Source organism: Hymenobacter saemangeumensis (assembly GCF_039541835.1).
In the GTDB taxonomy this organism is placed as follows: domain Bacteria; phylum Bacteroidota; class Bacteroidia; order Cytophagales; family Hymenobacteraceae; genus Hymenobacter; species Hymenobacter saemangeumensis.
Window position 1 is genome coordinate 1 of record NZ_BAABGZ010000062.1, and the last position, 19,718, is coordinate 19,718.

The window sequence follows — 19,718 nt, forward strand, 5'->3', positions numbered from 1 at the left end:
CTGGACTGGATTGACGCGCAAGACGCCCAAAACTGGTTCCACCACTGCGGCTATCATGTACACTGACTACGAATCTGCTCTAAGGTGTTCTGTGGCCGGGCCCGCCAGGGCCGCCGGCTACCGCCTAGTGCTGCCTCAGTCCAGCGGTAGCAGCTCACAGGGGCGCCCCAGGCGCCGCGCCGCCCGCAGGGCGCTCAGCGTGCCCTTGCTCTGCCCATCCCATACCACCAGCACCAGCTGGGCCCGCTTCACTATCTCGGCGTTGCGCACATGGGGGGCAGCTTGGCGCCCGTGGGCCGCATAGTCGGGGCGCAGTTCCAGCAGCGGCACACCGTGGGCCCGCGCCCACTCAGCTGCCAGCGCATCTACGCCCACCGCGCCGCCACTCACCACCAGCGCGGGCGCCAAATCATCCAGTCGCTGGCCCAGGGCTATGCAATGTCTAACGCTCCGCGAGCCAACTACTGCCACTATCTGTATTTTGTCTTTTTTCATGTTGTAAACTACAAAAATTAAAGTGTGTAGTCAAGCAATTTAATTTGTAAATAGGTTTGGAAAAATGAAAAGTAATTTGTATTTTTAGTTTATAGTCGGGAAGGCCCCGGCTGCCGTCCCACCGGAGGCCTACGGCGCGGGCACCCCACGGCTAACCCTTACAGCCATGCAACCCAATCAACTTTTGCAGCTCGCCGCTGCCGCCTGGAAAGGCCCCGCCCTCTGCCCGTTCGCCGGCATCTGGGTGTCTCAGTCCGCTGCCACTTACGACCAGGGCGGCAGCCGCTGGTACGTCAGCATCAAGCTGGCCCAGCAGCCCGACCAAGGGCAGGCCCGCCCCGAGTTCACCGGCGCCCATGCTTGTCCGTTTCAGGCCCTGCGCGAGGCGTTCCGCGCCCTGCGGGCCGTGGCGCCCGCCCATGCCTTCGCCGCCGTGTGGGAGGTAATGAAGGCCGAGGATGAGTTCGCTGGCCTAGTCGCCCATGCCTAGCGTCGCCGTCGCGCCGGCCGCTCCCAGTTTGCTGGGGGCGGCCCCGGCCGCCGATACGGCCACCCGTCTGGAGGTCGCCACCACTCGGCTTAATGCCGCCCGTGCCGCTTACCAGTCCGCACCCTTTGAGGAGTGCAGCACCGCTAGTCCTCTATGGGCCGCCCTGGGGCAGGCCCGTGCTGCCCACCTGGCCGCCTGGTCGGCTCACCGCCGCGCCACGTGCCCGGCACCCGTCGCCCCGGCCTTCTCGCTGCGCGGCACCAGCCCGCTGGGCTTGCTTTTCCACGCGGGCCAGCAAAGCCAATAGCTCACCGGCCCACGCTGCCCGGCGCGGGCCATAAAGCCCCACATTTCATGCAATACGAACCAACTGAGGCCGAGCTTAACGGCCTGAGCGGCGACGAAATGGCCGCTGATGAAGCCCAGGCCGCTTTCTACGAGGAGCAGGCCGAGTGGGAGCGCCAGGCCCACTACCACCACGAACAGGAGCAGCAAGCGTGGGAGGATGGCGAATACGAGCAGATGCTCGCCGAAGTCGAAGGCCACTAAAATCCCTTTCCACCAGGGGGCGCCGCGCCCGGCGGCCCCGCCAAGCCCGCTACCCATGCCCAAAACCGCTATTTCTTACCAGCCTCATTTGCTCGACCCGCACAGCGCTGAGCCCCGGCCCGTCAGCCCGGCCAACGGCCGCAGCTTTAAGCTGGCCGAATTGTACCATCTGCTCGACTGCCGCCTGGTTGACGTGGTACGCCTCACCGACGACCTGATTTTGATAATCGACGACGAGGGCAAGTTCCGCCACCCGGCCTACCTCAACCTGCTGGCCACCTACCTCTGGTACCAGCACCAGCCCGCCGCCCGGGGCCACGATTCCATCGTCGGCCGCGCCATTCTCTGCCATGACAAGCAATTCCGCTAACTGAAAGTCGGCGGAACTAACCACCAACGGCGCAGGGCCGGCCGCTAACTGGCCCCGCTTTTTTCTCACACCCCCATTCATTAACCATGTCCACCAAAGTAAAAGACCAACGCAGCGCCGAAATTGATACGCCGGCTGCTCCTGTAACTGCCTCGCTCACTGCCCCGCAGCCTGCGCTAACTCGCGCCTACCTCACCGAGAAGCTGGACGAGGCCACCGGTGAGCTGGTACAGGTGTCGCGCTTCCGCTACCTGCCCGGCCACCCGCGCCAAATCCGCTTCGACGCCAAAGCCGGCCAGTTCAACATCGGCGGCACCACGCCGCTGGGCAGCTCCCTGAGCTTTATCCCGCTGGCCTGGCGCATCTTCCAAGACGATATCCTGAACATGGGCCGCAAGCTCTGGGCCGAGTTGTTCTACGCCGACGAGAAGGGCGCCATCTGCGCGGTGCTCTTCCACGGCTACAGCGTCGAAAACCTGTACCGTCTCATCGAGCCGCTGTTCTACGACGACCTGACCCTGGCCGACGTGGTGGTGAAAGTGCAGGCCGAGAAGAAGGAAACGACCAAGGACGGCAAAAAGGCCACCTATTACATCGCCCAGTTCAGCTACGAGCCGGCCCCGGCCGAGGAAGTGGCCGCCCGCCGCGACTACGCCCGCGACCTGCCCATCTGGCGGGCCGAAACCTACACGGGCGCGGCCGACACCCGCATCCAGCACGGCTACACCGTGCCGGCTGAGGACGACGACCCCCATGCCCCCGCGCCGGCTTCCGCCGCTCTGCCTCTCGCCGCCTAACCCACCGGCCCCCACTACGCCCGCCGTGGGGGCCACCCGGCCACCATTCCCCAGTCCGTCCATCATGTCCGATACTTTACAGCTGCTCATTGAGCAACCCGCCCACGACGAAGCCGAAGCTGCCCAACTAACCCAGCTTACCGAGCTGGTGGCCACCGCCACCCCGATATCCGACCTGCGCGACCTCGCGCCGGCTGTGCGCCAGCTCTTCCCCGAGCCCGCCTACCTGGTCGGCTGCGGCAGCGCCCACATCTGGCTACACCGCGCTACTGACTCGCAGCGCCTGGCCCTCATCCGCTGATTGTTCGCTCTAAACTGCTAACTGTTCACTCATACTCATGTTCCATTCCCTCACTGCTTACCCCGACCTCACCCAGGCCCAGCACCGCGCCCTGCCCCAGGTTTCCAATACCGACCTCTCCGAGCTCAAAGCCGGCATCCTGGGCCAGCTGCGCCGGCCCAACCCCGTAGCTATGGCCTTTGGCGCCCACTTTCACGCCGCCACCCTGGAGCCGGCCACCTACGCCCGCACCGCCGAGCCCGGTATCCGCTGGGCCGAGCTGGAAACCCTGGCCCGCCAGGTGCGCCGCCAGCGCTACTGCCGCGACCTGTTGCACCGCGGTACCCCCGAGCTAACTCATACGGCCATTCACACCGCCACTGGGGTAGGCGTGAAGGTGCGCCCCGACCTGCTGGTGCGCAGCCCCGCCGGCCGCCAGCTCACCCTGGTCGACTTTAAAACCACTAGCGCCCCTGATTACTCTCACTTCCTGGCGACTGTCGAGCAGTACGACTACGACCGCCAAGCGGCTCTTTACTCCGACGTACTCGGGGCCACGCGCTTCCTGGTTATTGGCGTTCGAAAGAAAACTCCACACGAAGTGTGGCTATTTGACGCCACTGCCGCTGTTGGTTTCATTGAGCAGGGCCGCAAGAAGTATATCCGTCTGCTAAGGGCCTATGCAGAGTTGCTGCCTGCCCATCAGCGCTGTCCTATGAGCTAGGTGCTGGCGGACTCACTACCACTTTTTATACCTGCGGCAATTTAATTCTGTGTCAATTGCCAGGTAATGATGCTTTAGCCCAACGTGCCGCGCGGCCGTTGGTCTTTTTTGAGCCCAATCCCATTGCGACACGTTTTGGCGCAGTGGCAGAGCACCTTTGCCATACTCATCCACTACGGTGTAGCCAGCTTATTACTATGAACTGCCTGAATTTCAACCCAGCGCGAGCATCTGACATCCTTTTTGAATGGGAACGCACGAGACCTGCAGGTACTCTGTTTATTACGCCCGACTTACGCACCCTCTTTAATGAGTTGGTCGCCGAGGTGGTCAGCAACACCCAGGAAACCAACCTGGACATAGCCGATGTGCAGTGGGCACTGCGTAGTGCAACCAGCCTGTCTATCGGACGTGGCGAAGCGTCTGGCCCTGACCGTGCCCACCAGGCGCTGCTGCAAGCCTATCAAAACACGCATACTACCGGCTTGCTCACGGCACCCCAGGGTCGGATGCTCCTTATATTACAGTCTCGGCCCGATAGCGAACTGGAAATGGATGAGTTGACGATTATTACCGAGGCCTTCTGGCGTAACGCCGGCTCGGGGTGGGAGATGGTATTTGGTCACAGTATTTTGCCCAACCTCGCTGCTGAGATTATGCTTATGTTTTTGCTGGCACCCCATGAAAGCGCACTTATTCCTGATTAACGCTTAACTAGCAGGCCTGTTTAACCGATTTGCCTTCCATACAATTAAACTACCAGAACGCCACAACCCTTGATATGGAAGAAAACGATACGATGCTACTCAACGCATCCGTAATTGATAGCATCGCCGCTTTCTACACGGAGCAGAAAAATAAACGCTACCAAGCGTTGGCTGAGCTGGTGCCAGCTATCCTAAAAAACAACATCGAAAGCAAAGAGCAAAATCGACTGCACAGCCGTGATTTGAACGTATTTCGTTTTTTCAACCCTGGTGAAACAACTCACAGCAGGCTGCTCGCTTATTTCCTTGACCCACTCCAATCACATGGGCAAGGTGACCTTTTCCTCATTGAATTCCTCAGGTTGTTGGGTATAGACCAGCCGGAGACTGTACCTTTTCATCCATGGATTGTAACGGCTGAGTTAGGCCGGGTCGACGTGCTAATAAAGCGAACAGAGCCTCATACAGTAGTGGTAATTGAAAATAAATCCAATTATGCTGAAGACCAGCCTAATCAGTTGTACCGCTACTGGTATCAGGAAATTTATTTAAAACAGTTGGAGCGAAGGGCAGCATGGCAAGAGACGATTAACCCACCCAGAAGCCGGTTTCGGATTATTTATCTTTCGCCTACTTCCTGGAAGCAAGCTGATAAGCAATCTGTTTGTAAACCTGAAGATTGGGGCGCTGACTTGCCTGAAGCCGTACCGGAAGGAATAATTGAACACCATTTATTCAGCCAGCTTGTTACTGAGAGTCTGACAAAGTCCTTACTTTCAATTCCAGCTGTTAACCACCGACTACGAGAGTTTACACAACAATACATCCAGTTTTGGCAATCCATTTAATTTCAGCAGATGCAGACCAAAGAAATAAGACAGTCCGTTCAGTTGTTCGATTCCAGTGATAAATGGCTGGCTTTTGTAGAGTTGGCGCAAGAAAAGGAAAGCTTGGAAAAAGCTATGCATCGTACCGCGTATGACCGACTCAAGAGCTACTTTTTAAAAAGCCCTTGTGCAGCAGGATGGACTTACAAGCCTATTGATAATGACGAGCAGATGATGCTTTGGTACTTGACTGAGCATCATGAAAATTCAATTTGTATCGTATTTGGCTGGCGGGGTCAATTTTGGATGGAGGCTCGCGGTGGTGAGACATATAATAATCTAGACAGAGCGGTTGAATTACTAAAAGAGCCAAAATTCGCGAATCTGTTGACCGCATTTGAGCGAGTAGACCAGGGCGTAAATGGGGTATACCTGGCAAATGAAGCCTTTAACTTTAGCTTTGGAACACCTTTCGATACCCGTTTTACTGCAACGGCACTGGCTTGGCATGCACAGTTTGAAACTGAAAAATTTCTTGAACAAGTGGTTGCCAAAGTAGCAAGATTTCAAACCCCGGAAATGACGGATTTACTCAACGAACTGAATCAGTTAACGCGTAAGTAGCTCAGAGAAGTGCTTTCCTTTGTTGCGCTGCATAGATTGTCAGATGGTCGCTTGCTTCTGTTGAAGATGCCCACATCTCTGAATTAAGTGCTATTTGCCCGGCCTGATATAGGGCCTTGGTCACCATACACTATGCGTCAGATTCGTTTCAGTAAGCCTTTTCCAGATGAGAAGGAGGCACAGCTGCTTGCTTTTTGGACTTCTCTCAGTTCCGTTAGCCCGCTGTTGAAGCAGTCAGTATTGCATCAGTTCCGGGTAAATGAGCAAGCCCGTTTTGCGATTTCGCTGGTTCGGCAGTATCAGGGGCCGGCATTAACCCCAAATGCCTTGCTTGCAGCCGCTCATGGTGCATTGGTGGCATTTTTGAATCAGGCTGGCAACCCGCCTGATGTAATTGACCGGCACTTGGCCCAAGTCTTGAGGGAAGCAGTAATTCAATTCGCTTCAGCAAATAAAACCCAGTAGGTATGATTATCCTCCTCTGGGCTCGGCTAACCAGCTGTCACTCCGATACCGTCTAAATGACTTGTTCTTCCGCTCTTGAAGGCTTAACAGTATTTTTTATTGCCTATGTATAGCCAGTCTATTGTCGACATCAAAACATTCATTGAAGGGTATCGCGCCTTCAACCATCGTTTCGAGGCCCAGCATTGGCAGCACGACCAATTGGCTTACACGAAGCTGCTGACGGGTTGGCGCGTGATGCAGACCATGGCTGCCCACATTGAGCGCCATACAGCAGCCGATTACAATGTGTTTTATGTAATGAAAAATATGGGCGCAAGTGAGGTAAAGCTGCACTCACCTTTTCTGGCCGATTTACTTAACGTGAAAGGCCAGCACAAGCAAGGTGACCTCTTTTACCGGGAGTTTATCAAACTGCTTGGGCTTCCGGAAAGCAAGTATTTGCCAAAAGACACTTACTGGTTCGATGTTCAGACGGAAGCTGCTTCCGGTACCGGTGGGATTGATATCCTGATTACTTATAATAGTGGGGTGGAGAAGTTCGCTATTGCTATTGAAAACAAGATTTATGCCGGCGACCAGGAAAGGCAGCTGGAGCGCTATCATGAATATTTAGTACGGGAGTATGGGCATGATTTTACGTTGGTGTACCTGACTATCGATGGCAGGAAGCCAAGTTATTTTTCCGCTTCTAGAGAATTCTTAAGCACTAATTCTATTCCCTGCATTAGCTATCGGCTGCATATTGAAGAAATGCTGCGAAATACAACCCCATTGATATCTCCGCCTCACGTTCGGTTCATCATTCAACAATATCTTCAAGTTTGCCAAGACCTTTAATCTCTCCCAATGAACACTTACGACCAAGAAGTTTTCAACTACCTCACCCAAGTTGAGAACTACCGCTCCGCTAAACAAGTGGCCAGCCAATTGAGCCAAATCGATAACAAGCTAAGAACCGATTTCTGGAACGAAGTCAGGGAAAATATAACGACCAAGTTGAATTCACTAAATGCTGGCCCTTGGAAAGTTGATTTAACTCTTCAGGGAAGCGGGGGACTTAAAGCATACCAGCCGGAATGGGAGGACTTTGGTATCAACTTAGACTTGCTAAGTAGTCGTCCAGACTTTGGTATATACTGTCCTTTAACTGCCTATGACCGTGAAAAAGTTAACACGCTGATTGTGCCCATCATTTTAGCTGAAAGGATGACTAGTAAAACAAATTATTGGCCTTGCTATAGAGCCATCAGTTTTGATTTTAGTCAGCAGTCTACTTTGGAGAGCATTTTACCGGCACGCAGAGGAGAAACCATTGACGCCATTGCAGGGCTGTTTGAGGAGTTTGTCAATAAGTACTTGTCTGTTCTTGAAAATATTGCAAGAGAAGCCAAAATCGGCAAAACGGATAGCTGAGATACCAAGAAGGAATTTACTCTTAAAAAAGAGTTGTGTAGCTATTGATGTTGAGTTGATGTCTGTAAGGAAAGGAACCTCAAATGACCACGCAAGCTCATCTCCAGCGTCACCTGGCGTTGGCCAGTCTACTGCATCACGCCAAGCGGGCCCTTACGTTCGAGCAAATACAATCCTATTTGCTTAGCCAGTCATCCCTTCAGGACATTATGACCAGCTACACCAAGCGCACCTTCCAGCGTGATGTGCTGGTGCTGGCCGAGGATTTCTGCATAAATGTTAGCTATGACCAAAAGCAGCGGGGCTATGTGGTTACCAGCACTGACCCGCTGCCTGCCGGCCACCAACGCTTACTCGAAGCCTTGGAGCTGCAGGCTTTTCTGCGCCTGCCCGCCGCATTAGCTCCACATGTGCAGCTGGAAGTACGGCAGCCCTTGGGCCTTGAGCACTTGCGACCACTCTTATATGCCGTGCAGGCCCGCCAACTGGTGGCGTTTTCCTATTGCAAGTTTTGGGAAGACCAGCCAACCCGCCGCCTGGTTGGTCCATTGCTGCTAAAAGAATTTAAAGGCCGCTGGTACCTACTCGCCACAAAGCCAGAAACCGGCGAGTTGCGCTGCTTTGGTCTCGACCGTATTACGGACCTGGAACAATCCCCCCATTCCTTTACCCATCCAATCACGTTCGACGCATCAGCTTATTATGCGGAGGCTTTCGGCATTATTCGCCCCGATGACGAGCTTCCGCAGCAAGTAGTGCTGTCTCTATCGCCTACACAGGCCCGCTACGTTCAAACCTACCCCTTACACGCTTCCCAGCAGGTACTCAGTCAATCCGGTACCGAAACACGCATCGAACTACAGGTATTTGACACCCACGACTTTCGCATGGAGCTACTGTCAATGGGCGAAGAAGTACAAGTTATTGCACCCGCTGGTCTGCGTAAATGGATGAGCCGGACGTGTAAAGCCGTCGCCGGCTTCTACTAAAGCACAAAGGCCGGTTCCATACGGAACCGGCCTTTCTTTATCTAGCAAACTCGTTGATAATATATTAAGTGCGCGGCTCATCGTCCGGTGGGGTAGGGCGCGCCAGCTCGTCATCCTCGAAATAATCCGCCTTATACCGGGCCGCCGTCAGCTCATCTTTCGACTTGCGGTTATAGCTGCGGCGGGCCACCCGTTCCTTGGCAAACATCACGTCCATGGCCGCCTCGTTCTGGTCAAAGGCCAGCTTGTTGTCGATAGACAGCGCCCGGGCCGCCCGGTCCACATCGTGGTTGGCGCCAATGTAGGTGAACGTCCAGTCCTGCTCCTTCAGCTGCTCAATCAGCTGGCTGATAACTGGCCGGGTAAATTCCTTCGAGGCGTTTTCTTCCCCATCCGTGAGCACCGTCACCAGCACTTGGTAATCGGTCGCGCCGGTCGTCGTGAGCACGTTGCGCAGTTTGCTCACGCTGTGCCCAATGGCGTCGTGCAGCGGCGTCATCGAATCGGGCCGGTAGTCGGCCAGCGTCAGTGGCTGCAGCGTGCTGGCATCCTGCAGAAACAGCGTCTCCCGGATGCCATTCCCGTTGAACGTCGTCAGGCTCACCACCTGCTTCTTGTCGGTAAACTCCCGGGCCAGCCCCTGCACGGACTGCACCAGCTCATTGAAGCCCCGGATGGTGGCCTCGCGCACGACTTCCATCGAGCCGCTCTCGTCCAGGATAAGCAAATTGTACACGGTGCTCACGGGTGTGGTTACCTGTTCCATAAAATGGGGGTTGGGATGAGAAAATACGGCGTTTTTTACTCCACCGCTTACTGCTCTAAGGTACGAATTCTAGGCCGTTTAAGCCAGTAAATTCATCTTGCCCATGCGAATTATTGTTGCTGGTTTACAGGGTGTTATTTGCTATTGAAAATAAAAAATCCGACATTCCTGAGCATGTCGGATTCCACCGATTTTTTAGTGTTATACCCGGCTGTTTCGTGGCCGGTTCTGATGGCCTTCGGGCCTCCTCTGGTTTGGTCGTTGTGGGCATCGCGGAGAGCGAGTTAGCACCTATCCCTGGCCTTCGTAGCTCAGCTGTTACCCAGCCGCTCCTGCTCTTCCCGCACCAGCGCCTGCAGCTCCTCCTCCGACGGCAGGTTCACCCGGTACTTGCTTACGAACAGCTGCTCGGCCAGGCCCGTAGTCGCGTAGCGCACCAGCGTCTCGTTTTTCTGCGCGCACAGTATCAGCCCCACTGGCGGGTTGTCGCCATCGGTCATTTCGTTTTCGCGGTAGTAGTTCAGGTACACGTTCATCTGCCCCGCGTCGGCGTGGCTGAATGCCCCGATTTTCAAGTCCACCAGCACGTGGCATTTCAGGATGCGGTGGTAGAACACCAGGTCAATGAAGTAATGCTCGTTGTCGAAGGTGATGCGCTTCTGTCGCGCCTCGAAGCAGAAGCCGCGGCCCAGCTCCACCAGAAACGTCTGCAGGTGCGCAATAATGGCCGTTTCCAGCTCACTCTCGCTATAGCTGGCCCGCTCCTCCAAGCCCAGAAATTCTAATACGTAGGGGTTCTTCACCACGTCCGCCACCGCCAGGGGCTGGGCCCCGGCATGTCCGGCCAGCACCGCCGCCTTGTCGGTGGACAGGCCCGTACGCTCGTACAGCGCCGAGTTGATAGCCCGCTTCAACTCCCGCACCGACCAGCTGTTTTTCACCGCCTGCACCTCGTAAAACGCCCGCTGCAACGGGTTGTCCAACGGCAGTAGCTCCAGAAAATGCGAAAAGCTCAGCCGGCTCAGCAGCAACCCCGGCGCAATGCCCGGCAAGGCCGGCTGCCTGGCCGCCGGTGTTGGTTCGCTCGCTGCTAACGGTGGCAACTCGCCCACTATACCTGCACGTTGCAATTCTCCAGACACTGTCTGGAGAATTGCTGGGTACGCTCGGTAAAAGCTTCGGCAGTCGTAGAGCCGCTGTACGGCCAGCCCCTTCACGCCCCGCAACTGTCGCGCCAGCTCGGGTAGCAGCTGCTCACCGTACGCAGCCCGGTCGCTGCCACCTTGCTCGTACTCCGTAATGTGCCAGCCGATAAGCCAGTTCCGTACCGTTAGCCAGTAGTTTATCTGCTGCGCCGCTGCTCGTGCGGTTTGCGCGTGTAACTGCGAAATCTGCTCGGCCAGCGCCGCAAGTGTCGTTTCTGCCATCAGCCGCAAAATACACCAGCGGGGCAGGCCTATGTCGCTTTCGTTGCCAAATCGTGCCTGGTGCGGCATAAAAAAGCCCGCTAGCAAATAGCCAGCGGGCTTTCTACTTGCTGCCTATCCACTACTACAGGACGTAGCAGCGTAGGTTATTAATCCAGGTCGACGTCGGCTGCCAACGGTTGTCCATTGTTGGCATTCGCCACGGGCGTCGTGTATTCCAGGGCCGGTGCGCCAGCTGCGCTGCCTGCCAACGCCGTCGTCACCGTACCCACTAGACCAGCCGAATTCAGGGCGTTGACGAACGTAGTAGTATCCGCAAACGTGGTGCCGTACAACGCATTCACGGCCGTCACCCGGGTAGTTGCTGCTGCGGCGGCTGCCAGCGCGGCGACTAGCCGTCCAGCCAGTGACCGCACCTTAAAATCCGCCGAGTAACGCTTTTTTAGCGCCCTTTTGATGCGGCGCTTGGCTTGCCGCTGATAGTTGGTTAAAGGTGCCATTGACTAAAAAAGAAGGTGAAACAAAAACGGCCAGCCAAATCGGCTGGCCGTTCGAGGTCCAGGGAGTGCCAGCCTTAGGCCACGTACTCAATGGCCAGCGGGTTGGTGCTGTTGTTATTGAGCGGGTACATCTTGCCGTTCACTTCCTGGTAGAAGTTAATCCCCACCACACCCACCACCAGGTTAGCAGCCGGAGGAGCCGCTGGGAAGCTAGCTACCACGCTCAGGTTGGCCTGGGCTGCGCCATTGAGCGCCTGCACGCCCAGCGGGGCCGCCACTGCGGCGTTGGTGTAGGTCAGCGCCTCCATATCCAGCGACGAAGCCGCGAACACAATTTCGTAGTGCGTCGCCCCTTGGGGAGCAGCAATTTCGGCCATCGGCGTCAGGCTCGGGATGCTCAACGTCACGTCAGTTCCCGCACCTGTCACTTCGTAGGGGAAATACATGGTCTGCCCAATGCCAGCGTCGATATTAAAGTTGAAGCCGAGCAGCGGGGCCGAGTTGTCCGAGTCGTACACGCGCTGGCCCCGGTCGTTGGTGTCGTCGAGGCCGATAATCTCGCGCATCTTCTGCGTCAGACGCGAAGCTACGCGGCTGTCGCTGGCGGCCGAGATGGCCACGCGCAGGGAGTCACGCAAGAGCTTGCTGTACTTAGCCGCCCGGCTGAATTCGTCCGCATTTTCACGGGTACGTGCCATGCTGGCCTTGCTGTTGAAGGCTGCCTTGTTAGACGGGGGCTTTTGGCGGATGCTGCCGTCTTTAGCAAACACGAGGCCCCCAACGGTACCCCGGATGCCAATAATGCCTGTTTGTTGGGCCATAATAAAAATAAGTTAGCTGAACGCATTTGAAATGCCACTATTGGCCAACGTCCTGGCCTACGTTCACTACCAGGGTGCTGTTTGTAAGTTTGAATTACCTCAAGTAAATTTGATAATTCAAGCATCCCGCCCCGTATAACCCGGTATGCGCCGACCCACCCCCATGCACCGTATCTGCATCTACCCCAAAGACGTGGCTCGTCTCACCGGCCGCAGCTACGATGCAGCCAAGCGCCTGGTGCGCCGCGCCCGCCAGGCTGCCGGTAAGCCGGCTGGGGCTCTTGTCACCGTGGCCGACTTCTGCCAGCTCACTGGTCTCAACGAGGCCGAAGTTTCCCGCGCCATCAACCAAAGGTCTGCGTAGCTTATGCCCCGCCGGCTGCCAGCTTAACCCTACCTCAAGTATAGCTAAAGCATGCTTGAAGTATTCTGAGGTAGAGGGTGGTGTGTCCAGCGTCGCTGAGAGCCTGACCAAAATATAGTCTGTTCATTTTTTCAGACCTGTTCACTATTAATGAACACTCCCGAAAAATGAACACCCATTTATGAGCACACATCCAGGTAGCACAGCACCTATAAAGCCAGAATGCCCGACGCGGTGCAAACCATCATCGGGCATTCGCGGAAACCAAGCTGCTACTGACTATGCTGCCGCCTCAATCTGACATACCGGGTTGACCAGGGCCAGGGCAGGCGCTGGGGTATTCCCACCTTCCCACACCCGCCGCATTTCCTGGTGCTGGAAGTCCTCGACAATCTTGGCGTAAATCATGGTGGTTTGAATTTTGGCGTGCCCCAGTACCTTCTGCAGCACGGCCACGGGCAGCCCCCGCATCAGCGAAAGCACGGCAAAGGTGTGCCGGGCCGTATGCATGGTCACCAGGTCATGCTTGGGCTGCTGCCGTTTCACCACCTTGCCCCCCTCAACGCTTACCGTCTCCACAGCCTGCCGCAGGCCAGCCAGCTTGGTGATTTGTTTCAGGTTGCGGTTCATGGCCTGGTTGGTGAACGCCGGCAACAGCTTTGCCCGGGTGCCCGCGTATTTGTCCAGCAGTGCCGCTGCCGGCGGCGTGAGGTAGATGCTCACCGCCGTGCGTGTCTTGGTTTGCGTCAGCCGCAGCACCCGACTGCCATCCCATTCCTGCACGTTGGCCGTGTTCAGCTCGTGCAAGTCAGAATGTCGTAGCCCCGTGTAGCAGCAGAATAAAAAAGCATCCCGCGTAGCCACCAGCGTCGACGGTAGCAGCGCCGACTCCAGCGCCGCCAGCTCGGTTGCCGTCAGGTACACTTTGTCGACCTCGGCCCATTGCACCTTCATTTCCCGCGACTCAATGGCCGTGGGCATTTTTCGGTCCTCCCGCACGTAGCGTAAAAACGCTTTCAGGTGCTTCACTGATTTACATACCGTGTTCTGCGCCAGCTGCCGCTTCTGCCGCAGGTAGGCCAGAAACCGGTCGTGCATCGCCACGTCATAGTCAGCTACCACCAGCTTGCGGCGTAGCGACTTCTCAAACCCTTGCAGGTGGGCCCGCGTGTTGCCCACCGACACCAGCGACTGTTTCAGGTTGCCCCGCGCCTGCAGCGCGGCCTGGTAGTCGGCATACAGGTCTAAGAGCAGGGGAGGAGTCTCCACCACCACTGTCGGCGCCTGGGCTGGCGGCTGCAGGACGGCTTTCAGTGCCTCAACCGTGATAGGCAGTCCTTCGGTCCGCAGATAGCGGTACCGCGACTGCAGCCGTTCCGTCAGGGCCTGCAAATAGTCGTTAGCATCCTGGTAGCCGGGAAAGGATTTCTTGAAGCAGCCCTTGTCGGCATTCCACTCGGTGGCAAAGCACCGTTCCCGCGTGGCAAAGCGCAGGCGCTGCCCGTCGAAGTAGGCCCGCAGGTGAATGGCGCAGCGCCCAGCTGCATCGGGGCGGTCTGTCCGCCGCTCAAATTGGATGGTCATAAAACGGTTGGTTTTAGGGGGCGCAAGTGGGGGCGTACTTGGGGGCGTAAATCCTCCTAAACCGGGTCGTAAACCCGAAACCGTCCAAAAGCAAAAACCCCTAAAAACCGCTTCTGTTGCCAGATTTGCGACTTTTAGGGGTTTCCGTATGCAAACGGTAGCGGTCTGGACGGGACTCGAACCCGCGACCTCCGCCGTGACAGGGCGGCATTCTAACCAACTGAACTACCAAACCGTTTGCCTGGACCGGAAAACCGTGTGTTTTTCCGTTTTGGTGTTGCAAAGGTAGGGCAGAAAAACCGGGCCCTGCAAGCACAGGGCTAAACTTTTTTTGTAAAAAGGGGGCTTCGGCGAGCTTGGAGGCTGTTTTTCAAGCCGATTAATTTTTCGCTGGGCCCCCAACGACGGATGTTTTACCTTTGCCGCCCGCAATGCAGGCCGGATTTTCCGGGGCTGGCTGCCGTATTCCGGCGCTGCGCCCTGCCCGGCTCCCGGCTATTGCCTTTCTTTACTCAACACTAAACCCACCCGCGGTCCATGCTCCTCGATTTTGAACAACCCATTGCCGCCCTTGAGGGCAAGCTGAAAGAAATGCAGAAACTGGCCGAGGAAAGCCAGGTCGACGTAAGCGAAGCCGTGGCGGCGCTGGAAACCAAAATCAAGGCCCTGAAAAAGGAAACCTACGCCAACCTCACCCGCTGGCAGCGCGTGCAGCTCTCGCGCCATCCCGACCGGCCCTATACCCTTGATTACATTGAGAGCATGGCCGACAAGTTTGTGGAGCTGCACGGCGACCGCACTGTGGGCGACGACAAGGCCATGGTGGGCGGCTTCGGCGAGCTCGACGGACGCACCGTCATGTTTATTGGCCAGCAGAAGGGCCACAACACCAAGCAGCGGCAGTACCGCAACTTCGGCATGCCCAACCCCGAGGGCTACCGCAAGGCCCTGCGCCTGATGAAAATGGCCGAGAAGTTTGGCAAGCCCATCGTGACCCTGATTGATACGCCTGGGGCATTCCCCGGCATTGAGGCCGAGGAGCGGGGGCAGGGCGAGGCTATTGCCCGCAACCTGCGCGAGATGTTCATGCTCAAGGTGCCGGTTATCTGCGTCATCATCGGCGAAGGCGCCTCGGGCGGGGCCCTGGGCATCGCCATCGGCGACCGGGTGCTGATGCTGGAAAACACCTGGTACTCGGTTATCTCGCCGGAGTCCTGCTCCAGCATTCTGTGGCGCTCCTGGGACTACAAGGAGCAGGCCGCCGAGGCCCTGAAGCTGACGGCCACCGACATGCAGAAGGCCGGCCTGGTCGACGGCATCATCAAGGAGCCCCTGGGTGGCGCCCACACCGACCCGGAGGCCATGGTAAAAACCCTGAAAAAGACCCTCATCAAAACCCTCGACGAGCTGGCCGCCATTCCGTCCGAAGAGCGCATCAGCCAGCGCATCGACAAGTTCTCGGCCATGGGCGTAGTGGTTGAATGAATGAAGAATTAAAAATTATGAATTAAAAATCGACCACACTTGCGGATGTGGTCAATTTTTAATTTTTCACTTTTAATTTTTAATTCAAAATGACCATTCACACCCTTGACACCGGTTTGTTCAAGCTCGACGGGGGCGCCATGTTTGGCGTGGTGCCCAGGAGCATGTGGCAGAAGCTGAACCCGCCCGATGCCAACAACATGTGCACCTGGGCCATGCGCTGCCTGCTGGTGGAAGACCAGGGCCGGCTCACGCTTATTGACAATGGCATCGGCAACAAGCAGGACGAGAAGTTTCGCGGTCACTTCTACCTGCACGGCGACGACAGCCTGGAAAACTCGCTGCGCCGCCTCGGCTACAGCCGCGCCGACATCACCGACGTGTTTCTGACCCACCTGCACTTCGACCACTGCGGGGGCTCGGTGCAGCGCCGTGCCGACGGGCAGCTGGAAGTGGCCTTTCCCAATGCCAGCTACTGGAGCAACCAGGCCCACTGGGACTGGGCCGTGACGCCCAACCCCCGCGAGAAAGCCAGCTTCCTGCGCGAAAACATCCTGCCCATTCAGGAAAGCGGGCAGCTCCGGTTTGTGGAGCCCGGCGCCTCGCTGGCCAACATCCTGCCGCAATTCAGCGACATCATCTTCGCCGATGGCCACACCGAGAAGATGATGGTGCCCCTGATGCAGTACAAAGGCCGCACCCTCGCGTTCATGGCTGATTTGCTGCCCAGCACTGGCCACATTCCGCTGCCCTACGTGATGGCCTACGACATGCGCCCGCTGCAAACCATGACCGAAAAAGAGCAGGTGCTGCGCCGGGCCGCCGACGAAAACTGGGTATTGCTGCTCGAGCACGACCCCAGCCACGAGGCCTGCACCGTGCAGCACACCGACAAAGGCGTGCGCCTGGCGGAGACCCTACGGCTGGCTGATTTGTAGTTGGTGACGGGGTGATTTGGGTAATGAGGTGATGAAGTAATGGCGAGAAGAGGGCGGAAACAGGTTTGGTAATTTCCCTTGGGTATCCCCGGAAGTAGATTATTACTTCAGGCTACCCATTTTTTGGGGAGGGGCCGAAGTTTCACCGTATAACCAGACTTCGACTCCAACCTGACGCATGACGCCTCACCACCTCGTACCTCCATCACCGCATCACCAAAGTCAGCAGCTGGGCCTGGCCTTGTCTGGGGGAGGGGCCCGCGGCATTGCTCACCTGGGCGTGCTGGCGGCCCTCGACGAGCTGCAGCTGCCGGTAGGGCAATTAGCGGGCGTGAGCTCCGGCGCCATTGCGGCTTCGTTCTACGCGGCCGGCTTTGCGCCCCGCGCCATTCTTAAGCTGCTGCTGGCGACCAACCTGGCCCGGCTTACCCGGCCGGCCCTGAGCCGCTTTGGCCTGCTGCGCATGGACGCCGTGGAGCTGCTGCTGGCCAGCCACCTGGGCACCGATGTCACCTTTGCCGACCTGCGGCTGCCGCTTACGCTGGTGGCTACGGACTTGATTGGCGGCGAGTCGGTGTACTTCCGGGAGGGGCCGCTGCTGCCGCCGCTGCTGGCCTCGTCGGCAGTGCCCATCCTGTACCGGGCCATCGAGTACCAGGGCCGGCAGCTGGTGGATGGGGGCCTGCTCAACAACCTGCCCGTGGAGCCGCTGCTGGGGCAGCCGGGCCTGCGCGTGGTGGGTGTGCACTGCAACCCCATCAACCACGAGGCCCACATCCCTTCGTTCCGCCGCCTGATTGAGCGCACCCTGCACCTGGCCATCAACGGCAACACGGCCGCCCGCAAGGGGCAGTGCGACCTGCTGCTCGAGCCGCCGGAGCTGCGCTACTACGCCCCGCTCAGCTACCAGCGCGGGCCCGAGCTGTTCGAAATTGGCTACCGCTACACCCTGGAAAAAGCCGACGAGCTGCAGGCCCTGCTGCAATAGCCGGCGGGGACATTGCCCGGTATTTTCCTAGTTTTGCCTTTTCGCCGCGCCTTTCCGGGGAGCGGCCTTTCTGCTCTAAGTAGTTGGTCAGAATCAAGCTTACCCAACAAGACATACAAGGGCATTGCAGGCAGCGCAGCTGCTTTTGGTCTGACTACTTCATACTTGCGTCTTAAAACTTCCATGGCCTCTTCCCGCAAAACCTCAACGTTCTGGTACCTTTTCTCGCGCTTCTGGTTTTGGATAACCGGCTGGAAGCTGGGCAGCCGGGTGCCGCCGGGCCTGAAGAAAAGCATCATGATTGCCGCGCCCCATACCAGCAACTGGGATTTTATGTACGCCCGGGCCGCGTTTTTCCTAATGGACGTGGACGTGAAGCTGACCATCAAGAAGGAGTGGACCACAATTCCGCTGCTGGGCGGGCTGGTGCGCTCCCTGGGCGGCCTGGCCGTAGACCGCAGCCGCAACAACAGCCTGGTGGATGGCATGGTGAAGCTGTTTGAGCAGCACGACGAGCTGGTCATTCTCATCACCCCCGAAGGCACGCGGGCCTACCAGCCCAAGTGGCGCAAGGGCTTTTACCACGCCGCTATGCAGGCCGGTGTGCCCATTCAGCTGGGCTACCTCGACTACAAAAACAAGGAAGCCGGCGTGGGCCCCACCATTTACCCCACCGGCGACTACGACGCCGACCTCGAACTGATTAAGTCCTTTTACCGCACCAAGCCCGGCCGCTTCCCCGAAAACGGCGTGCGATAACCGCTCCGGCCTAGGCGCCGGGCGGTTTTCGATTACCTTCGCTGCACTATGGAAAAGGTGTATTCCCTGCTCTGGATACTGTTCGCCGTTGGGGTGTATGTGTTCCACCTGTTTAAAAAGGCCCAGGAAACGACCGAGCGCGAAAGCCGGGAGCGGCCCCGGCAGACGGGGGCGCCCACGCCGACCCTGCCGCAGCCCACGTTTCAGGAAATGCTGAAGCAGATGCAGGAGCGCAACGCCGGCCAGCCAGCCGCCGAACACACCCCGGCGGGCCGCCCCTTGCCCCAGGAGCTGGCGCGCCCGGCGCAGTCGCAGGAGCGCACCGCGGTGCGTCCTAAATCCCTGGAGCGGACCGAAGTGGCGCCCCACTCGCTCGAAGTCAAAGCCCCCGTGCCGGTGTACGCCGCCGCCCTGCCCCGCGCCTCCACCGAAGCGCCCATCACCGACTACTGGCAGGAGCGGGAGCTGCGCCGCGTCAGGGAACAAAGCCAGGAAGCCCTGCCCCTCAACCAAAGCGTGCGCCGCCTGCTAACTCAGCCCGAGAATGTGCGCGCCGCCTTTGTGCTAAGCGAGATTCTGCAGCGCCGGCAGTTTTAGGAGTTAAAAGTTGAGAGTTAAAAGTTAAAAAGCAGTACCGGCTTTTAACTCTCAACTTTTAACTAAAATCTAGTCCTGGGTTAGCGCATAGGTCACCAGGTTGGCGCCCATCTTCAAAGCAGCTTCGTGCACGGCGGGGGAGTCTTCGGGGTAGGTGCCCACGTCTTCCCAGCCGTTGCCCAGGTCGCACTCGTAGCTGTAGAAGCACACCAGGCGGCCTTTATAAATCAGGCCGAAGCCCTGGGCGCGCTTGCCTTCGTGCTCGTGCACCTTGGGCAGGCCCCGCGGAAATTTGTATTTCAAATTATAAATGGGGTGGGAGAAAGGCAGCTCCACGAAGTCGAGCTCGGGAAATACCTTTTTCATCTCGGGCCGGATAAACTTGTCCAGCCCGTAGTTGTCGTCGATGTGCAGGAAGCCTCCGCCGGTAAGGTAGCGGCGCAGGTTTCTGGCCTCAGCCGGAGTAAACGTCACGTTGCCGTGCCCGGTCATGTGCACGAAAGGGTAGGTGAGCAGCTCCGGCGAGTCCAGCTCCACGGTGGCTTCGTCGGGGGCAATGTTGGTTTTCAGGCTCTGGTTGCAGAACTGAATCAGGTTGGGCAGCGAAGTTTTGTTGGCGTACCAGTCGCCCCCACCACCGTAGTGCAGCTTGGCAATGCGGAAGCTGTAAGGTGGCGCCGCCGCGGTGAGCGACAGTAGGAGGGAAGCAGCGAGAAGCAGATTTCTGAGCATGGGAAAAGAAGCAGGACAGGGCCT

Annotated in this window: 27 protein-coding genes and 1 tRNA gene; 20 read left to right on the forward strand and 8 right to left on the reverse strand. The window is 57.6% G+C overall.

The features are described 5' to 3' along the window. Positions 1-135: 135 nt before the first annotated feature. Positions 136-495, reverse strand: coding sequence for an SLOG family protein (locus ABD919_RS14830; protein WP_345236807.1), 360 nt, complete (start codon positions 493-495; stop codon positions 136-138). A 166-nt stretch (positions 496-661) separates the two neighbouring features. Between ABD919_RS14830 and ABD919_RS14835 the strand changes: the two genes are divergently transcribed. The 14 genes from ABD919_RS14835 to ABD919_RS14900 all read left to right on the forward strand — a co-directional run bounded on the left by ABD919_RS14835 (position 662) and on the right by ABD919_RS14900 (position 8,733). Continuing rightward, positions 662-985 carry a hypothetical protein gene (locus ABD919_RS14835; RefSeq protein ID WP_345236808.1) on the forward strand — a complete coding sequence of 108 codons (324 nt, stop codon included), beginning with the start codon at positions 662-664 and terminating at the stop codon, positions 983-985. Beyond that, entirely contained in the window at positions 978-1,292 is a 315-nt protein-coding gene (locus ABD919_RS14840; RefSeq protein ID WP_345236809.1) for a hypothetical protein, read from the forward strand. Before ABD919_RS14835 ends, ABD919_RS14840 begins: the two co-directional genes overlap by 8 nt. Positions 1,293-1,339: 47 nt before the next feature. Then, positions 1,340-1,534, forward strand: coding sequence for a hypothetical protein (locus ABD919_RS14845; RefSeq protein ID WP_345236810.1), 195 nt, complete (start codon positions 1,340-1,342; stop codon positions 1,532-1,534). 55 nt (positions 1,535-1,589) lie between these two features. After that, positions 1,590-1,904, forward strand: a complete 315-nt coding sequence (locus ABD919_RS14850; RefSeq protein ID WP_345236811.1) for a DUF3846 domain-containing protein — start codon at positions 1,590-1,592, stop codon at positions 1,902-1,904. Between the two features lie 86 nt (positions 1,905-1,990). Beyond that, entirely contained in the window at positions 1,991-2,701 is a 711-nt protein-coding gene (locus tag ABD919_RS14855; protein ID WP_345236812.1) for a hypothetical protein, read from the forward strand. A gap of 64 nt (positions 2,702-2,765) precedes the next feature. Continuing rightward, positions 2,766-3,002: a hypothetical protein gene (locus ABD919_RS14860; protein WP_345236813.1), complete on the forward strand. Its 237-nt coding sequence runs from the start codon at positions 2,766-2,768 to the stop codon at positions 3,000-3,002. A gap of 37 nt (positions 3,003-3,039) precedes the next feature. Next, complete coding sequence (locus ABD919_RS14865; RefSeq protein WP_345236814.1) at positions 3,040-3,705, forward strand: PD-(D/E)XK nuclease-like domain-containing protein; 666 nt, start codon at positions 3,040-3,042, stop codon at positions 3,703-3,705. Between the two features lie 197 nt (positions 3,706-3,902). Continuing rightward, on the forward strand, positions 3,903-4,412 hold the full coding sequence (locus ABD919_RS14870; RefSeq protein WP_345236815.1) for an FtsZ/tubulin family protein: 510 nt from the start codon (positions 3,903-3,905) through the stop codon (positions 4,410-4,412). Between the two features lie 74 nt (positions 4,413-4,486). Continuing rightward, positions 4,487-5,260: a PD-(D/E)XK nuclease family protein gene (locus ABD919_RS14875; protein ID WP_345236816.1), complete on the forward strand. Its 774-nt coding sequence runs from the start codon at positions 4,487-4,489 to the stop codon at positions 5,258-5,260. A 9-nt stretch (positions 5,261-5,269) separates the two neighbouring features. Next, the gene (locus tag ABD919_RS14880) at positions 5,270-5,863 is read left to right on the forward strand and encodes a hypothetical protein (protein WP_345236817.1); all 594 of its coding nucleotides are present in this window, start codon (positions 5,270-5,272) and stop codon (positions 5,861-5,863) included. A gap of 132 nt (positions 5,864-5,995) precedes the next feature. Then, positions 5,996-6,328: a hypothetical protein gene (locus ABD919_RS14885; protein ID WP_345236818.1), complete on the forward strand. Its 333-nt coding sequence runs from the start codon at positions 5,996-5,998 to the stop codon at positions 6,326-6,328. A 105-nt stretch (positions 6,329-6,433) separates the two neighbouring features. After that, on the forward strand, positions 6,434-7,168 hold the full coding sequence (locus ABD919_RS14890; RefSeq protein ID WP_345236819.1) for a PDDEXK-like family protein: 735 nt from the start codon (positions 6,434-6,436) through the stop codon (positions 7,166-7,168). A gap of 9 nt (positions 7,169-7,177) precedes the next feature. Further along, positions 7,178-7,744 (forward strand): hypothetical protein, encoded by a 567-nt coding sequence (locus tag ABD919_RS14895; protein ID WP_345236820.1) that lies wholly within the window; start codon positions 7,178-7,180, stop codon positions 7,742-7,744. 209 nt (positions 7,745-7,953) lie between these two features. After that, positions 7,954-8,733, forward strand: coding sequence for a helix-turn-helix transcriptional regulator (locus tag ABD919_RS14900; protein WP_345236821.1), 780 nt, complete (start codon positions 7,954-7,956; stop codon positions 8,731-8,733). Positions 8,734-8,797: 64 nt separating this feature from the next. On the opposite strand, the gene ABD919_RS14905 is transcribed toward ABD919_RS14900, so the two are convergent. The 4 genes from ABD919_RS14905 to ABD919_RS14920 form a co-directional block, all read right to left on the reverse strand. Then, entirely contained in the window at positions 8,798-9,499 is a 702-nt protein-coding gene (locus tag ABD919_RS14905; RefSeq protein ID WP_345236822.1) for a VWA domain-containing protein, read from the reverse strand. Between the two features lie 311 nt (positions 9,500-9,810). After that, a complete protein-coding gene (locus tag ABD919_RS14910) occupies positions 9,811-10,995 on the reverse strand; it encodes a PDDEXK nuclease domain-containing protein (RefSeq protein WP_345236823.1) in 1,185 nt (394 codons plus the stop codon). 80 nt (positions 10,996-11,075) lie between these two features. Then, positions 11,076-11,426: a hypothetical protein gene (locus ABD919_RS14915; protein ID WP_345236824.1), complete on the reverse strand. Its 351-nt coding sequence runs from the start codon at positions 11,424-11,426 to the stop codon at positions 11,076-11,078. A 74-nt stretch (positions 11,427-11,500) separates the two neighbouring features. Further along, the gene (locus tag ABD919_RS14920; protein ID WP_345236825.1) at positions 11,501-12,247 is read right to left on the reverse strand and encodes a hypothetical protein; all 747 of its coding nucleotides are present in this window, start codon (positions 12,245-12,247) and stop codon (positions 11,501-11,503) included. 145 nt (positions 12,248-12,392) lie between these two features. Here ABD919_RS14920 and ABD919_RS14925 point away from each other — a divergent pair, with 145 nt between their 5' ends. Then, positions 12,393-12,611, forward strand: coding sequence for a hypothetical protein (locus ABD919_RS14925; protein WP_345236826.1), 219 nt, complete (start codon positions 12,393-12,395; stop codon positions 12,609-12,611). 279 nt (positions 12,612-12,890) lie between these two features. Here the strand turns inward: ABD919_RS14925 and ABD919_RS14930 are convergent, their stop codons facing one another. Continuing rightward, positions 12,891-14,195: a site-specific integrase gene (locus ABD919_RS14930; RefSeq protein ID WP_345236827.1), complete on the reverse strand. Its 1,305-nt coding sequence runs from the start codon at positions 14,193-14,195 to the stop codon at positions 12,891-12,893. A 161-nt stretch (positions 14,196-14,356) separates the two neighbouring features. After that, positions 14,357-14,430 (reverse strand) — tRNA-Asp (locus ABD919_RS14935). Positions 14,431-14,732: 302 nt separating this feature from the next. Here ABD919_RS14935 and ABD919_RS14940 point away from each other — a divergent pair. The 5 genes from ABD919_RS14940 (at position 14,733) to ABD919_RS14960 (ending at position 18,962) form a co-directional block, all read left to right on the forward strand. Then, positions 14,733-15,680, forward strand: coding sequence for an acetyl-CoA carboxylase carboxyltransferase subunit alpha (locus tag ABD919_RS14940; protein WP_345236828.1), 948 nt, complete (start codon positions 14,733-14,735; stop codon positions 15,678-15,680). Between the two features lie 89 nt (positions 15,681-15,769). Continuing rightward, positions 15,770-16,618, forward strand: a complete 849-nt coding sequence (locus tag ABD919_RS14945) for an MBL fold metallo-hydrolase (RefSeq protein WP_345236830.1) — start codon at positions 15,770-15,772, stop codon at positions 16,616-16,618. A 178-nt stretch (positions 16,619-16,796) separates the two neighbouring features. Beyond that, entirely contained in the window at positions 16,797-17,606 is an 810-nt protein-coding gene (locus ABD919_RS14950) for a patatin-like phospholipase family protein (RefSeq protein ID WP_345236831.1), read from the forward strand. Positions 17,607-17,789: 183 nt separating this feature from the next. Then, entirely contained in the window at positions 17,790-18,365 is a 576-nt protein-coding gene (locus ABD919_RS14955) for a 1-acyl-sn-glycerol-3-phosphate acyltransferase (protein ID WP_345236832.1), read from the forward strand. 48 nt (positions 18,366-18,413) lie between these two features. After that, a complete protein-coding gene (locus tag ABD919_RS14960) occupies positions 18,414-18,962 on the forward strand; it encodes a hypothetical protein (RefSeq protein WP_345236833.1) in 549 nt (182 codons plus the stop codon). 69 nt (positions 18,963-19,031) lie between these two features. On the opposite strand, the gene ABD919_RS14965 is transcribed toward ABD919_RS14960, so the two are convergent. Next, complete coding sequence (locus tag ABD919_RS14965) at positions 19,032-19,694, reverse strand: DUF4159 domain-containing protein (RefSeq protein ID WP_345236834.1); 663 nt, start codon at positions 19,692-19,694, stop codon at positions 19,032-19,034. Positions 19,695-19,718: the final 24 nt, after the last annotated feature.

Coding starts and splice junctions, on each gene's coding strand:
- ABD919_RS14850 (WP_345236811.1), top strand. CDS start 1,590: ATGCCCAAAACCGCTATTTCTTACCAGCCTCATTTGCTCGACCCGCAC.
- ABD919_RS14860 (WP_345236813.1), top strand. CDS start 2,766: ATGTCCGATACTTTACAGCTGCTCATTGAGCAACCCGCCCACGACGAA.
- ABD919_RS14950 (WP_345236831.1), top strand. CDS start 16,797: ATGACGCCTCACCACCTCGTACCTCCATCACCGCATCACCAAAGTCAG.
- ABD919_RS14920 (WP_345236825.1), bottom strand. CDS start 12,247: ATGGCCCAACAAACAGGCATTATTGGCATCCGGGGTACCGTTGGGGGC.
- ABD919_RS14845 (WP_345236810.1), top strand. CDS start 1,340: ATGCAATACGAACCAACTGAGGCCGAGCTTAACGGCCTGAGCGGCGAC.
- ABD919_RS14955 (WP_345236832.1), top strand. CDS start 17,790: ATGGCCTCTTCCCGCAAAACCTCAACGTTCTGGTACCTTTTCTCGCGC.
- ABD919_RS14915 (WP_345236824.1), bottom strand. CDS start 11,426: ATGGCACCTTTAACCAACTATCAGCGGCAAGCCAAGCGCCGCATCAAA.
- ABD919_RS14890 (WP_345236819.1), top strand. CDS start 6,434: ATGTATAGCCAGTCTATTGTCGACATCAAAACATTCATTGAAGGGTAT.
- ABD919_RS14930 (WP_345236827.1), bottom strand. CDS start 14,195: ATGACCATCCAATTTGAGCGGCGGACAGACCGCCCCGATGCAGCTGGG.
- ABD919_RS14830 (WP_345236807.1), bottom strand. CDS start 495: ATGAAAAAAGACAAAATACAGATAGTGGCAGTAGTTGGCTCGCGGAGC.
- ABD919_RS14840 (WP_345236809.1), top strand. CDS start 978: ATGCCTAGCGTCGCCGTCGCGCCGGCCGCTCCCAGTTTGCTGGGGGCG.
- ABD919_RS14835 (WP_345236808.1), top strand. CDS start 662: ATGCAACCCAATCAACTTTTGCAGCTCGCCGCTGCCGCCTGGAAAGGC.
- ABD919_RS14880 (WP_345236817.1), top strand. CDS start 5,270: ATGCAGACCAAAGAAATAAGACAGTCCGTTCAGTTGTTCGATTCCAGT.
- ABD919_RS14895 (WP_345236820.1), top strand. CDS start 7,178: ATGAACACTTACGACCAAGAAGTTTTCAACTACCTCACCCAAGTTGAG.
- ABD919_RS14885 (WP_345236818.1), top strand. CDS start 5,996: ATGCGTCAGATTCGTTTCAGTAAGCCTTTTCCAGATGAGAAGGAGGCA.
- ABD919_RS14925 (WP_345236826.1), top strand. CDS start 12,393: ATGCGCCGACCCACCCCCATGCACCGTATCTGCATCTACCCCAAAGAC.
- ABD919_RS14870 (WP_345236815.1), top strand. CDS start 3,903: ATGAACTGCCTGAATTTCAACCCAGCGCGAGCATCTGACATCCTTTTT.
- ABD919_RS14940 (WP_345236828.1), top strand. CDS start 14,733: ATGCTCCTCGATTTTGAACAACCCATTGCCGCCCTTGAGGGCAAGCTG.
- ABD919_RS14965 (WP_345236834.1), bottom strand. CDS start 19,694: ATGCTCAGAAATCTGCTTCTCGCTGCTTCCCTCCTACTGTCGCTCACC.
- ABD919_RS14875 (WP_345236816.1), top strand. CDS start 4,487: ATGGAAGAAAACGATACGATGCTACTCAACGCATCCGTAATTGATAGC.
- ABD919_RS14900 (WP_345236821.1), top strand. CDS start 7,954: ATGACCAGCTACACCAAGCGCACCTTCCAGCGTGATGTGCTGGTGCTG.
- ABD919_RS14960 (WP_345236833.1), top strand. CDS start 18,414: ATGGAAAAGGTGTATTCCCTGCTCTGGATACTGTTCGCCGTTGGGGTG.
- ABD919_RS14945 (WP_345236830.1), top strand. CDS start 15,770: ATGACCATTCACACCCTTGACACCGGTTTGTTCAAGCTCGACGGGGGC.
- ABD919_RS14855 (WP_345236812.1), top strand. CDS start 1,991: ATGTCCACCAAAGTAAAAGACCAACGCAGCGCCGAAATTGATACGCCG.
- ABD919_RS14865 (WP_345236814.1), top strand. CDS start 3,040: ATGTTCCATTCCCTCACTGCTTACCCCGACCTCACCCAGGCCCAGCAC.
- ABD919_RS14910 (WP_345236823.1), bottom strand. CDS start 10,995: ATGCCGCACCAGGCACGATTTGGCAACGAAAGCGACATAGGCCTGCCC.
- ABD919_RS14905 (WP_345236822.1), bottom strand. CDS start 9,499: ATGGAACAGGTAACCACACCCGTGAGCACCGTGTACAATTTGCTTATC.